Here is a 12624-nt window from a genome sequence, read left to right as displayed (position 1 = left end):
TAGCGAACCACCCTCTCGTCAACGAAATATGCGGGACGGCTCGCCCTAGTCGTCCGCCTCCGCGGACGGGCGGCCCGGAAGGATCAGGTTGAGCAGGATGCCCGCCAGCGCCGAGGTGGCCATGCCGGGAAGCGTGTAGTCGCCGATGGGGATGGCGATGCCGGAGGTCTCCATGCCCACGCCGAGGATGATGACGACCGACGCGATCATGAGGTTGCGGTTGACGTCGAAGTCGACGCGGTTGGAGACGAGCATGCGCAGGCCATTCGACGCGATGAGGCCGAAGAGCAGGAGCGACACGCCGCCCATGACCGGGCTCGGGATCGACTGGATGAGCGCCGCAAGCTTGGGGCAGAAGCCGCCGATGACGAGGGCGAACCCGCCCGCGTACCAGAAGATCTGCGTCGAGTAGACGCGGGTCACGCTCATGACGCCGATGTTCTCCGCATAGGTGGTCGTCGGGGGACCGCCGAGGAAGCCGGAGATCATCGTGGAGATGCCGTCGCCGGCGAGCGAGCGCGGCAGCATGGAGCGATAGTCCTTGCCCACGATCTCGCCGACCGCGAGCAGGTGGCCGATGTGCTCGATGACCACGACGACGGCGACCGGGGCGATGAGCGCGACCGCGCCCCAGTCGAAGCGGGGCGCCGAGACGCTCGGCAGGCCGACCCAGGCGGCCTGCGCGACAGGCGAGAAGTCGACGAGGCCGAAGGGGATGGAGACGAGATACCCGACGATGATGGCGAGAAGGACGGGGATGGTGCCGAACATGCCGCCCATGCTCGAGAAGACCACGGCGGCGACCAGCGTCACGGCGGCGACGATGGCACCGACGCCGAAGAACGCGGACGTGCCGTCCGGCAGGTCGGTCATGAAGGCCATGTCGGCCGCGGTCGCGGAGAGGCCGACGCCGATGACGACCATCACCGACGCGACGAGGACGGGCGGCAGGAAGCGGTCGAGCCAGCCCGTCCCCACGAGGCGAATGATGCCGGCGACGACGAGGAACACCATGCCGGCGACGATGACGCCGGACATGGCGGCGTCAAGCCCCTTGGTCGCGCCGACGGCGAGGATGGGGCTGATGAAGGCGAACGAGCTGCCGAGGTAGCTCGGGATCTTGTTGCCGGTCACCAGCAGGTAGCAGATCGTTCCGATGCCCGAGCACATGATGGCGACGTTGGGGTCGAGCCCGGTGAGGACCGGGACGAGCACCGTCGAGCCGAACATCGACATCATGTGCTGGATGCCGAGCGGAATGGCGCGGCCGACCGAGACGCGGTCGTCGACGCCGATGACCTCACGCTCATGAGAGCTCATGAGACCTCCCTTCGGGACGTGCGTACAAGAAAGCGGGCCCGGGCGCCGTGCCCGGGCCCGCGCAGGGGCGCCTCGCGCTAGACGACGAGGAAGTAGACGAGGAAGGCGACGGCCGCGACCCACATGAGCGGCTTGACCTTCTTGAGCTGGCCGGTGACGGCGGCGACGATCACGTACGCGATGAAGCCGAAGCCGATGCCGTTCGAGATCGAGTAGGTCATCGGGACGCCGGCCACGATGAGGAAGGCAGGCAGGCCCTCGAGGAGGTCGGACCAGTCGATCTCCGCGACCTCGCTCATCATGAGGAAGCCGACGAACACGAGGGCGCCGCAGGTGGTGGCGGAGTTGACGATGGAGATGAGCGGCGAGAAGAACGCGGCGATGATGAACAGCACGCCGGCGGTGACGGAGGTGAGGCCGGTGCGGCCGCCGTCGGCAGCGCCGGAGGCGGACTCGACGAACGTGGTGATCGAGGAGGCGCCGGTCAGGCCGCCCACCGCGGCGGCGGCGGAGTCGACGATCAAGATCTCCTTGATGTTCTGGACGCGGCCGTCGGGCTCGAGGAACTCACCCTGCTTGGCCACCGCCATCGCGGTCCCCATGGTGTCGAAGAAGTCGGACATCATGAGGGAGAACGCGAAGACGAGGAGCGTAGGGTTGGTGACGACCTTGGCGATGCCCATCACTCCGGCCTCGTCGGCGAGGAACGGGGCGCCGAAGGAGGAGAAGTCGAGGCCGGACACGATGCCGGCGGGAAGCTGCGTGACGCCGAGGGGGATGCCGGCGACGACGGCGACGATGATGCCGAGCAGCAGCGAGCCCTTGACGTTCATGGCGTACAGCACGATCGTCGCGATGATGGAGATGAGGCCGACGAGGAAGGTCGGGCTGAAGACGTCGCCGAGGGCGACCATCGTGGACTCGTCGGCGACGATGATGCCGCCGTCCTTGAGGCCGATCATCGCGATGAACAGGCCGAGGCCGACAGAGATCGCGTGGCGCAGGGACACGGGGATCGCGTCCATGATGGCCTCGCGCAGGCCGCAGAGGACCAGGATGAGGATCGCGATGCCCTCGATGAAGATGACGGCGCTCGCGGCGTGCCAGTCACCGCCCGCGATGGCGGTCAGGCTGAACGCGAAGACGGCGTTGACGCCCATGCCGGAGGCGCAGGCGAGCGGGCGGTTGGAGAACAGGCCCATGCAGATCGTCATGATGCCGGCGCCAACGCAGGTGGCGGTGACGGCTGCCGTCGCGGGAATGCCCGCCTGGGTGAGCAGCGAGGGGTTCACCGCGATGATGTACGCCATCGCGAGGAACGTCGTCAGGCCGGCGCGAAGCTCCTGTCCGACGCTCGACCCCCTCTGCTGGGCCTTGAAGAACTTTTCCATGTAATGCATCCCTTTCCGTTGTGACACGTACACTGCGTTCGGACGCCGCACGGGCGGCGGGGGAACCTGATGCGCGGGGCCTAGACGCCGCTCGAGCCGAAGCCGCCGGCGCCGCGGTCGGTCTCGTCGAGCTCGTCGACCTCGACGAGGCGTACGACGGGGACGCGCTGGATGACGAGCTGCGCGATGCGCTCGCCGCGCTCGATGCGTATGGGCTCGCGGTCGTCGAGGTTGACGGCGCAGACCTTGAGCTCGCCGCGGTAGTGGGCGTCGATGAGGCCGGGGGTGTTCGCCATCGAGAGGCCCTCGCGCAGCGCAAGGCCGCTTCTGGGCTGCACGAAGCCCGCGTAGCCCTCCGGGATGGCGATGGCGAGGCCCGTCGAGACGAGCCGGCGCTCGTGCGGGGCGAGCGTCACGTCCTCGTTGGCCCTGAGGTCGAGCCCGGCGTCCCCCTCGTAGGCGTAGGTCGGCAGCTCGACCGTGGGGTCGAGCCGCTTGATGGGAAGGTCGATCCTGTCGTCAGTCATTAAGGCTCCTCAGCTCCTCGCTGAACTCGTCGACGTCCTTGAAGTCGCGGTACACGGAGGCGAAGCGGACGTAGGCGACCTTGTCGATGGAGACCAGGCGCTTGAGCACCATGCTGCCCAGGTCGGCTGAGGTGACCTCCGTCCTGCCGGAGTCGCGAAGCGTGGACTCGATGTTGTCGATGAGCCCCGTGAGGGCGCTCATGGGGACGTCGCGTTTCACCGTGGCCGTGAGGAGGCCGCGCATGAGCTTCTGCCGGTCGAAGGGCTCCTTGTGGCCGTCGCGCTTGATGACCAGGAGCGGGACCTCCTCGCAGCGCTCGTACGTGGTGAATCTGAACCCGCAGCTCGTGCACTCTCGGCGACGCCTGATGGCGTCATTGCTCTCCGAGGGCCTCGAGTCGACGACCTTCGACTCCTCGCAACCGCATTTGGGACAGCGCATCTAACCTCCTCGGCAAACGGCACCTAGTGAAGTTATCACAAAATGCACAAAGATGCCGCGGTCGGGCCGTCTTGAAATGCGTTGGAAAGGAAGGGCCGCTATCCCCTCGCGGGAACGACGAGGGACTGGCCGGGCCGCAGCGAGGCGTCGTCGAGGGAGTTGGCGTCCGCGATCCAGCGCACGAGGTCCGCGGTCTCGACGCCGTCGACGGGGCGCTCGGCCGCGATGCCCCAGAGGGAGTCGCCCTCCGAGACCGTGACGGTCGTCGTGGCGACGCCCTCGAGGGCTCGGGCGCGCGAGGACGATATGACGAGGTCGGAGAGGATGGACCCGAGCACGATGGCGGCCACAACGGCGACGCCCGCGACGAGGGCCAGGCCGAGCTGCCTCGCGTCGAGCTCCCCCGCGCGCCGCACGGGCGCTCCGTGCCTGCGACCAAGGCCTCCCTCGACCAGGGTGAGGCGGCGTGCGGGACGCGCGGCGAGCGCGGCGGTGCCCTCGAAGGCGTAGACGGCGGTGCAGGCGTTGTGGCTCATGGTGTCCCCTCTCGTTCTGTGTGCTGGGACGGTTATATCGGACGGGCCGGACAATAATTGGCCCCTCGGAATTACCGGAACGTCTGTACTCAATTATGGTGGTACAATTGTTCGTGTCAAGAGATTTGACGAACAAATGTTTGCGAATATCTCGAAATCGGCTATGATGGGATGACGGAGGACAAGGAGGCACAACATGGCACGTGGAAAGCTCGGCAAGCGTCAGCTCGCCATCTACGACTTCATCCGCACCTACTCGACCGAGCACGGCTATCCGCCCTCGGTGCGCGAGATCGGTGCCGCCGTGGGCCTCGCCTCGCCCTCGACGGTCCACATGCATCTCAAGGTGCTCGAGGAGCACGGGCTCATCCGCAGGGACTCCAAGAAGCCGCGCACGATCGAGGTCGTGGACAAGCAGGCGTCCTCCACGGACGAGCAGGTCCCGCAGGCGAGCGTCTCCCAGGACGTCGACCGCAACCTTATCTCGCTGCCGCTCGTCGGGCGCGTCGCCGCCGGGACGCCCATCCTCGCCGAGCAGAACGTCGAGGAGACGCTCACCCTCCCCACCTCGATCGTCGGTGACGCGAGCTCCTTCGTCCTGCGCGTGCGCGGGGAGTCGATGATCAACGCGGGGATCTTCGACGGTGACTACATCGTCGTGAAGGAGCAGCACGACGCGCACAACGGTGAGATCGTCGTCGCCCTCATCGACGACTCCGCCACGGTGAAGACCTTCTACCGCGAGCGCGACCGCGTGCGGCTGCAGCCGGAGAACGACAGCATGGACCCGATCTACGTCGACGACCCCGTCATCCTCGGCAGGGTGACGGCCCTCATCCGCTCCATCTCGTAGGTGGGCGGCTCAGACAGGCCGCAGGGCGGTCGCATCGGGGCCTTCGACGCGGCGCGCGGCCTTTCCGTCATATCGATGGTCCTCTTCCACCTCTGCTATGACCTGCGCTTCATCTACGGCCTCGGCCTCGGGTGGTTTGCCCCTCCCCTCCAGGACGTCTGGCGGGCGAGCATCTCGTGGACCTTCGTCTTTATCGCGGGCTGCATGTTCCCGCTCTCGAGGAGCAACCTGAGGCGGGGGGCGCAGTACGCGGGCGTCGCGCTCGCCATCTTCGTCGTGACGAGCGTCGCGTCGGTCGACACGCCCATATCGTTCGGCATCATCTACTGCATGGCCGCCTGCACGCTCGTCACGTGGGCGCTCGCGGCGGGAGGCCTCGTCCCGCGCGGGCCCGTCGCCGCGGCCGCCCTTCTCGTCGCCTTCGTCGTGCTGCTCGGCCTGCCGCGCGGCTTCGTCGGCATCGGCCCCGTGAGCGTCGCCCTGCCTGAATGGGCCTATGGGAGCGAGTGGCTCTCCTGGCTGGGGCTGCCCGGGCCTGCCTTCTCCTCGGGGGACTACTACCCGCTCCTCCCCTATCTCATGCTCTACCTCGCCGGGGCCGCGATGGGGTCATCCTGGGCCGAGCGGGGCTATCCCGGCTGGGCCCGCCGGCTACGCGTCACCCCTCTCAACTTCGTCGGAAGGCATGCCCTGGCCGTCTATGTCATCCACCAGCCCGTCCTTCTCGTCCTCTGCGAGGCCCTCGAGCTCGTCTTCGGATAGCACCTCGTACGGTGCGAGCGTGCGCGCCATGCGCTCGTCGGCCTTGACCGTGGCCATGAGGCCGCCCTGGACGTAGCTCTCTCGCATGACCTGGCATCGCTCGTGGACCATCTTCATGAGCAGGCCCTTGTCGTAGGGCACGAGCACGCTCATGGTGACGCTTCCCTCGGCGGCCTCCCGCGCGATCCTATAGAGCAGCCCCCGCACGCCCCAGCCGGTGCGGGCGGAGATGGCGACGGCGTCGGGATGGGCCGCACCCGCCTCGCGCAGCCCCTCCTGGTCGAGGAGGTCGCACTTGTTGAGGACGGTGACGCTCCTGATCCCGGACGCGCCGATGTCATCCAGCACGGAGCGGACGGCATCGATCTCGAGCTCTCGGTGGGGGTCCGAGGCGTCGACGACGAGAAGGACGAGGTCGGCGGCGCGGACCTCGGCAAGCGTCGACTTGAAGGACTCGACGAGCGTCGTCGGGAGCTTCTGGATGAACCCGACGGTGTCGGTGAGGGTGACCTTTCTCCCCTCGTCGAGCACGAGCGAGCGCGTCGTGGGGTCGAGCGTCGCGAAGAGCTCGTCCTTCGCGTAGGCGTCCGCGCCCGTGAGGAGGTTCAGCAGGGTCGACTTGCCCGCGTTGGTGTAGCCGACGAGCGCGACCCGCCAGACGCCGGAGTCCCAGCGGGCCTTGCTCTGCACGCCCCTGCGCCGCTCGAGCCGCTCGAGCTCGCGGCGGAGGGTGGAGATGCGCGACCTCACGAGCCTGCGGTCGACCTCGAGCTGGCTCTCGCCCTGGCCGAAGCGGCTCCCGATGCCGCCCCTCGTCTGCTCGCCCACGAGGTGGCTCCACATGCCGCGAAGGCGCGGCAGGACGTACTGGAGCTGGGCGAGCTGTACCTGGAGCCGCCCCTCGTGCGTCCTGGCGTGGACGCCGAAGATGTCGAGGATGAGCGCGGTGCGGTCGATGATCTTGACGGGCTCCCCCACCGCGCGCTCGAGGTTCGCCTGCTGCGAGGGGGTGAGCTCGTCGTCGAAGATGACGACGTCGGCCCCGAGCTCGCGGACGAGCGAGCAGAGCTCCTCGACCTTGCCGCGCCCGATGAACGTCCGCGGCACGGGGGCGTCGAGGCGCTGGTACATGGTATGGACGACCTCGGCCCCGTCGGTCTCGGCGAGGCGGGCGAGCTCGGCGAGGGACTCCTCGCAGGACCACTCCGACCTGCCGAGGTCCACGCCGACGAGAATGGCGCGCTCCGGCACGGGCGCCGTCGAGAGCGGGCTAAATCGAGGCATGGGGCTCACCCCCGAGCTCGGAGACGATGGCCCGCGCGGCGGCCTCCGGCGTGATGTCGTCGAGGTCGAGCCAGCGCACGCGGCCGTCGCGCCTGAGCCAGGACAGCTGTCGCTTGGCGTAGCGCCGGCTCCTGAGCTTCACGAGCTCCACCGCCTCGTCGAGCGTCGTCTCGCCCGCGAGCGCGCCGAGGACCTCCTTGTAGCCGATCGCCTGGCCGGCCGTCGTCCCAGGGGTGAGGCCGCGCCTCGCGAGCCCGGAGACCTCCTCCACGAGCCCCTGGGAGACCATGCGGTCCACGCGCTCGTCGATGCGGGCGTAGAGGCGCTCCCGAGACATCGTGAGGCCCCAGATGCGCGCGTCGTAGTGGGGCGCGCGGCGGCGGAGCCCCTCGTGATGACGGGCGTAGGAGACGCCCTCGTCGAGCATCTCGAGCGCACGGACGACGCGCCTCACGTTGTTGGGGTGGATGAGCGCGGCGCTCTCGGGGTCGCGCCCCGCGAGCAGGGCATGGAGCCACTCCGCGCCCCGCTCGGCCGCGAGCGCCTCGTAGCGCTCGCGCGAGGCCGCCCCGCGCTCGCCGGACGGGAACTCCATCTCGTCGATGACGGCGTCGAGGTAGAGGCCCGTGCCCCCCGCGAGCACGGGGGTGACGCCCCTTCGCAGCGCCTCATCGACGCACGCTCGGGCATCTCTCTGGAAGAGCCTGACGGAGTAGTCCTCGAGGGGGTCGACGACGTCGACCATCAGCAGGGGCGCGCGGCGCTCCGCCACGGGGGTCTTGGCGGTGCCCACGTCCATGCCGCGATACACCTGCATCGCGTCGACGGAGACGACGGGCCCGCCGAGGCGCTCGGCGACGAGCTCGGCGACGGCGCTCTTGCCTGAGGCCGTGGGCCCGACGACGCAGACGACGGGGCCCGGGGCGCTCATCGCGGGTCGCCCTCGACGGTCCCGCGCAGGTACCACGTGCGCGCCTCCTCGACGCGCACGTCGACGATGGAGCCGACGAGCGAGGCGGCGTCGACGCCCTCCGGGACAGGGAAGTGCACGGTCTGGTTCTTCTCGCTGTGCCCGACGAGGATGCCGTCGTCGCGCTTCGAGGGACCCTCGACGAGGACGCTCGCGAGCGTCCCGAGGTCGGCCTGGTTGGCGTCGTGCGCCTGCTGGGCGACGAGCTCGGCGAGCCGGTCGAAGCGGCCCTGGATGACCTCGCGCGGGGTGTCGTCCGCCATCTTGGCGGCGGGGGTACCAGGCCGGGGCGAGTAGATGAACGTGTAGGCGGACGAGAACGCGGCCTCGCGGACGAGCGAGAGCGTGTCGAGGAAGTCCTCCTCGGTCTCGCCGGGGAAGCCGACGATGATGTCGGTCGAGAGGGCGAGGTGCGGCATCGCGGAGCGCAGGCGCCCGACGAGCGCGAGGTACTCCTCGCGGGTGTAGCTGCGGTTCATCGCCTTGAGGACCCTCGTCGAGCCGCTCTGCACGGCGAGGTGCAGGTGAGGCATGACGCTCGGGAGCTCCGCCATGGCGGCGATGGTCTCGTCCGAGAGGTCCTTGGGGTTTGAGGAGGTGAAACGGATGCGCTCGACCCCCGTCGCGGCGACGCGGCGCAAAAGCTCGGCGAAGCGCGGCTCGCCGTAGAGGTTGCGCCCGTAGGAGTTGACGTTCTGGCCGAGCAGCGTCACCTCGCGGACCCCGTCGGCGACGAGGTGCTCGACCTCGGCGACGACGCTCTCCATGGTGCGGCTCTTCTCGCGGCCGCGCACGTAGGGGACGATGCAGTAGGTGCAGAAGTTGTTGCACCCCGTCATGATGGGGACCCACGCGTGGAAGGGGCTCTCGCGCCGGCTCGGCAGGTCGGTCGAGAAGGGCCGGCCCTCCTCGACGGTGTCGACCTCGACGGCGCGGCCGTCCGCGGCGAACGCCTCCTCGAGCAGGCCGGGGAGGCTGGCGAGCGCGCTCGTGCCGAAGACGACGTCGGCGCAGGCGATGTGGTCGCGGATGCGCTCGCCGTCTCGCTGGGCTATGCACCCGCCGATGGCGACGACGCGGCGACCCGAGGGCGGCGTCGGCGCGGAGACCATGGCGGAGGCCTGCCCGTAGAGGCGCTGGTCGGCGTTCTCGCGCACGCAGCAGGTCATGAAGACGACGATGTCTGCGTCGTCGGGGTCCTCGACGCAGATGCAGCCGCAGGCGTCGAGCAGGCCGGCCACGCGCTCGGAGTCGTGCAGGTTCATCTGGCAGCCGAAGGTCCTGACGCAGTACGTCTTGCCGACGAGGGCGGAGGGGGCCTGCGTCACGACGCCACCCCCGCCTCGCTCGCGGCGGAGGGCGCCTGGAGGCGATGTACGTACACCGCGATCCTGATGGCGGTCCTGCTCTCCCCCGAGATCTCGATGTCCGAGAAGGTGGGGGCGCACGAGATGTCGATGCCGGTGGGGATGAGGAACCCGCGGGCGATGGCTATGGCCTTGATGGCCTGGTTCACCGCGCCGGCGCCGACGCACTGGATGTTGACGGGCACCCCGTCCTTGACGAGTCCGGCGATGGCCCCGGCGACCGAGGCCGGCGAGGACTTGCTCGACACCTTCAGATAGTCCATGTTGCTTTCTCCTGCTGCGTGGCTCATGAGAGCGGCTGCGTTTGTCGCGCTCGTACGATTCTACTGGTAACGGGTCCGTTTGAGAAGAAGGTGGTGGTCAGTCGCTCTCCTCCAGGTCGAAGGTGACCGTGATCTTGCCGTGGCCGACCCGGACCTTGGGGTCCGCGGAGAGCGAGAGGTAGTAGCGGTCGGCGAGGAGGGCGAAGTCGCGCTCCATCGTCCGGGAGAACTCCTCGACGTCGGCAGGCGCGATCCTGAGACCGCGTCGGTCGCGCGCGAGGTCGACCTCGCGCGGGCGCTGCGGATGGGCGTCGCCGCGGTGCGTGAGGCGGGCGAGGACGCTGCGGGCGGGCCTCACCTGGCCCGAGACGATTCGGTGCGCGGTGCGCTCGGACATCTCGAGGCCGAGGGATGCGGCCACGCGCAGCAGCTCGGAGGCGTCGGCTGCGGCGCTCAGGCGCTCGAGGACGGGGAGCTCGGAGAGAACGTCCATGAAGAGGAGCTCGGAGGCGTCGGCGGAGGGGCGCATGCGGGCGCGCGCGGTGGCCGCGATCTCGGCGGGCGAGCCGAGGTAGACCTCGCACGCGCCGCGCTCCTCGAGCGCGAACTCGCAGCAGGTGCGCACGATGTTGTGGGGCCCGCGCACGCAGGACTGCTCGCCGTCGTCGTCCGTCCCGACCGAGGGCCAGGTGGACTGGTCGGCGCGCTCGGGAAGCGTCGCGACGTCGGTCACGACCCTGATGGCGGCGCCCCTGCCCGGCGCCGACGAGACGACCTCGGCCGAGACGGCGTTCTCCCGGATGGAGTAGAGGGCCATCCCCCTGCCGTGGACGCCCCAGCGGTCCATGTGGAAGCTCTCGAGCTTGGAGGTGACGCGCGCCTCGAAGACGCGCTCCTGCATGTCGGCCGGTATGCCGCGGCCGTCGTCGAGCATCGTCGTCACGCGACGGGAGCCCTCGCGGGTGGTGGCGACGTAGATGTGGCGCGCCCCGGCGTCGCGGGCGTTGCGCAGCATCTCGATGACCACGTCCTCGACGCACCTGACGTCGTGCTTCGCCTGGCGGCGCTCCGCCTCCGCGACGCGGAGGCGGACGAAGCCCTCGCCGAGATTCTCCTCGACGCGAAGGGCGCGCCCGCCGCCCATGGAGGAGACGAAGCCCACGAGGTCCTGGGCAGCGGGAGCGCCTGCCATGGGCTACTTCGCCACGTCGACGGCACGCGACTCGCGGATGACCACCACGCGGACCTGGCCGGGATACTCCATCTCGTCCTCGATCTGCTTGGCGATGTCATGCGCGAGCACCGTGGCCTGGGCGTCGGAGATCTTCTCGGGCTCGACCATGACGTGAAGCTCGCGCCCGGCCTGCATGGCGTAGGTGCGCTCGACGCCTTCGTGGGCGTTGGAGATCTCCTCGAGCTTCTCGAGGCGCTTGATGTAGCTCTCTGCGCTCTCGCGGCGCGCGCCGGGACGAGCGGCGGAGATGGCGTCGGCGGCCTGGACGAGGACGTCGAGGACGGTGTCGGGCTCGACGTCGGCATGGTGCGCCTCGATGGCGTGCACGATGTCGGGGCGCTCGCCATAGCGGCGGGCGAGGTCGGCGCCGATGACGGCGTGCGGGCCCTCGACCTCGTGGTCGATGGCCTTGCCGAGGTCGTGAAGGAGGCCGGCCCGCTTGGCTGCGACCTCGTCGACGCCGAGCTCTGAGGCCATGATGCCGCAGAGCGCGGAGACCTGCGCGGAGTGGGACAGGACGTTCTGTCCGAACGAGGTGCGATAGCGCAGCGCGCCGAGGGTCTTGACGAGCTCGGGGTGCAGGTCGTGGATGCCGGCGTCGAAGGCGGCCTGCTCCCCGGCCTCGCGGACGCGCTCGGCGACGAGGGTCTCGGCCTTCTTGTAGAGCTCCTCGATGCGGGCGGGGTGGATGCGGCCGTCGGCGATCAGGTTCTCGAGCGCGACGCGGGCGGTCTCGCGACGCACCGGGTCGAAGCTCGAGAGCACGACGGTCTCAGGCGTGTCGTCGATGACGAGGGACACGCCGGAGACCTGCTCGAAGGTGCGGATGTTGCGGCCCTCGCGGCCGATGATGCGGCCCTTGAGGTCGTCCGAGGGGATGTGGACCGACGTGACCGTGATCTCGCCGGCCTGGTCGGCGGCGCAGCGCTGGATGGCGGTCGAGACGATCTCGCGGGCGGTCTTGTCGGCCTGGGCGCGGACGCGCTGCTCGGACTCGCGCAGGATCTGCGCCTCGTCGCGGACGGCCTCGGCGCGGACGCGGGCGAGCAGCTCGTCGTGGGCCTCGTCGGAGGAGAGGCCGGCGATGCGCTCGAGCTCGGCGGTCTGGCGCACCTCCATCTCGTCGAGGTCGTTCTTGCGGCGGTCGAGCTGGCCCTGGAGGCTCGAGAGCTGGTGCTCGCGGCGGTCGAGGGCGTCGTTTCGGTGGTCGAGCGACTCCTCGCGCTGCATGATGCGGTTCTCGAGGGACTGGAGCTCGCCCTTGCGCTTCTTCTCCTCCTGCTCGGAGGCCTGCTTGAGGGCGAGGATCTGCTCCTTGGCCTCGAGGACGGCCTCCTTCTTGGCGTTCTCGGCCTGGCGCGCGGCCTCCTCGCGGACGCGGTCGGCGTCGACGCGCGCGCTCTCGAGCTGGGCCTCGGCAGCCTTGACCTTGGAGTTGCTCTGCCCCGATAGGATGAAGTAGACGATGCCCGCGCCTATGACGAGCCCCACGACTGCGAATAGGATTTCCATGTTAGCTGCTCCTCGGACGACGAATGTAGGTCAAGCGTGGTTCTGGAGACCGCGGCGCTGCCGCGGAACCCGCCATCGGAGGCGCTGTCAAGTTGCATTCGGCTGTGGGCCGCGAACGGCCGACGGGTATCGAACGAAATATAGACATCAGCTGGCGAGCCAG

The 12624-nt window shown here is 69.2% G+C and carries 13 protein-coding genes; 2 read left to right on the top strand and 11 right to left on the bottom strand.

Going from position 1 to position 12624, the window contains the following annotated elements; all coding sequences use genetic code 11:
* Nucleotides 1-45: 45 nt before the first annotated feature.
* From E0L17_RS00555 to E0L17_RS00535, 5 genes are all read right to left on the bottom strand, one after another.
* A complete protein-coding gene (locus E0L17_RS00555; protein ID WP_167929348.1) occupies nt 46-1320 on the bottom strand; it encodes a uracil-xanthine permease family protein in 1275 nt (424 codons plus the stop codon).
* A 77-nt stretch (nt 1321-1397) separates the two neighbouring features.
* Nucleotides 1398-2711 (bottom strand): NCS2 family permease, encoded by a 1314-nt coding sequence (locus E0L17_RS00550; RefSeq protein WP_167929347.1) that lies wholly within the window; start codon nt 2709-2711, stop codon nt 1398-1400.
* Between the two features lie 80 nt (nt 2712-2791).
* The gene (gene dut, locus E0L17_RS00545) at nt 2792-3238 is read right to left on the bottom strand and encodes a dUTP diphosphatase (protein ID WP_167929346.1); all 447 of its coding nucleotides are present in this window, start codon (nt 3236-3238) and stop codon (nt 2792-2794) included.
* Nucleotides 3231-3680 (bottom strand): transcriptional regulator NrdR, encoded by a 450-nt coding sequence (gene nrdR / locus E0L17_RS00540; protein ID WP_167929345.1) that lies wholly within the window; start codon nt 3678-3680, stop codon nt 3231-3233. The genes dut and nrdR overlap by 8 nt, the downstream gene beginning before the upstream one ends.
* A gap of 98 nt (nt 3681-3778) precedes the next feature.
* On the bottom strand, nt 3779-4216 hold the full coding sequence (locus E0L17_RS00535; RefSeq protein WP_167929344.1) for a LysM peptidoglycan-binding domain-containing protein: 438 nt from the start codon (nt 4214-4216) through the stop codon (nt 3779-3781).
* Between the two features lie 196 nt (nt 4217-4412).
* Between E0L17_RS00535 and lexA the strand changes: the two genes are divergently transcribed.
* Nucleotides 4413-5069, top strand: a complete 657-nt coding sequence (gene lexA / locus E0L17_RS00530; RefSeq protein ID WP_167929343.1) for a transcriptional repressor LexA — start codon at nt 4413-4415, stop codon at nt 5067-5069.
* A complete protein-coding gene (locus E0L17_RS00525; RefSeq protein WP_353652920.1) occupies nt 5070-5831 on the top strand; it encodes a heparan-alpha-glucosaminide N-acetyltransferase in 762 nt (253 codons plus the stop codon).
* Here the strand turns inward: E0L17_RS00525 and hflX are convergent.
* The 6 genes from hflX to rny all read right to left on the bottom strand — a co-directional run bounded on the left by hflX (nt 5721) and on the right by rny (nt 12461).
* Nucleotides 5721-7115, bottom strand: a complete 1395-nt coding sequence (gene hflX, locus E0L17_RS00520; RefSeq protein WP_167929342.1) for a GTPase HflX — start codon at nt 7113-7115, stop codon at nt 5721-5723. The genes E0L17_RS00525 and hflX overlap by 111 nt on opposite strands.
* Entirely contained in the window at nt 7102-8046 is a 945-nt protein-coding gene (miaA, locus tag E0L17_RS00515; RefSeq protein WP_167929341.1) for a tRNA (adenosine(37)-N6)-dimethylallyltransferase MiaA, read from the bottom strand. The genes hflX and miaA overlap by 14 nt, the downstream gene beginning before the upstream one ends.
* On the bottom strand, nt 8043-9413 hold the full coding sequence (gene miaB / locus E0L17_RS00510; RefSeq protein WP_445330964.1) for a tRNA (N6-isopentenyl adenosine(37)-C2)-methylthiotransferase MiaB: 1371 nt from the start codon (nt 9411-9413) through the stop codon (nt 8043-8045). Before miaB ends, miaA begins: the two co-directional genes overlap by 4 nt.
* Nucleotides 9410-9715: a stage V sporulation protein S gene (locus E0L17_RS00505; protein WP_075280137.1), complete on the bottom strand. Its 306-nt coding sequence runs from the start codon at nt 9713-9715 to the stop codon at nt 9410-9412. The genes miaB and E0L17_RS00505 overlap by 4 nt, the downstream gene beginning before the upstream one ends.
* Nucleotides 9716-9812: 97 nt before the next feature.
* On the bottom strand, nt 9813-10907 hold the full coding sequence (locus E0L17_RS00500; protein ID WP_167929340.1) for an ATP-binding protein: 1095 nt from the start codon (nt 10905-10907) through the stop codon (nt 9813-9815).
* Nucleotides 10908-10910: 3 nt separating this feature from the next.
* Nucleotides 10911-12461 carry a ribonuclease Y gene (gene rny / locus E0L17_RS00495; RefSeq protein WP_167929339.1) on the bottom strand — a complete coding sequence of 517 codons (1551 nt, stop codon included), beginning with the start codon at nt 12459-12461 and terminating at the stop codon, nt 10911-10913.
* Between the last annotated feature and the right edge of the window lie 163 nt (nt 12462-12624).

Source organism: Olsenella sp. SW781 (assembly GCF_012027725.1).
In the GTDB taxonomy this organism is placed as follows: domain Bacteria; phylum Actinomycetota; class Coriobacteriia; order Coriobacteriales; family Atopobiaceae; genus Thermophilibacter.
Note: the sequence above shows the minus strand (reverse complement) of the source record. Positions and strands in the feature narration are given on the sequence as shown.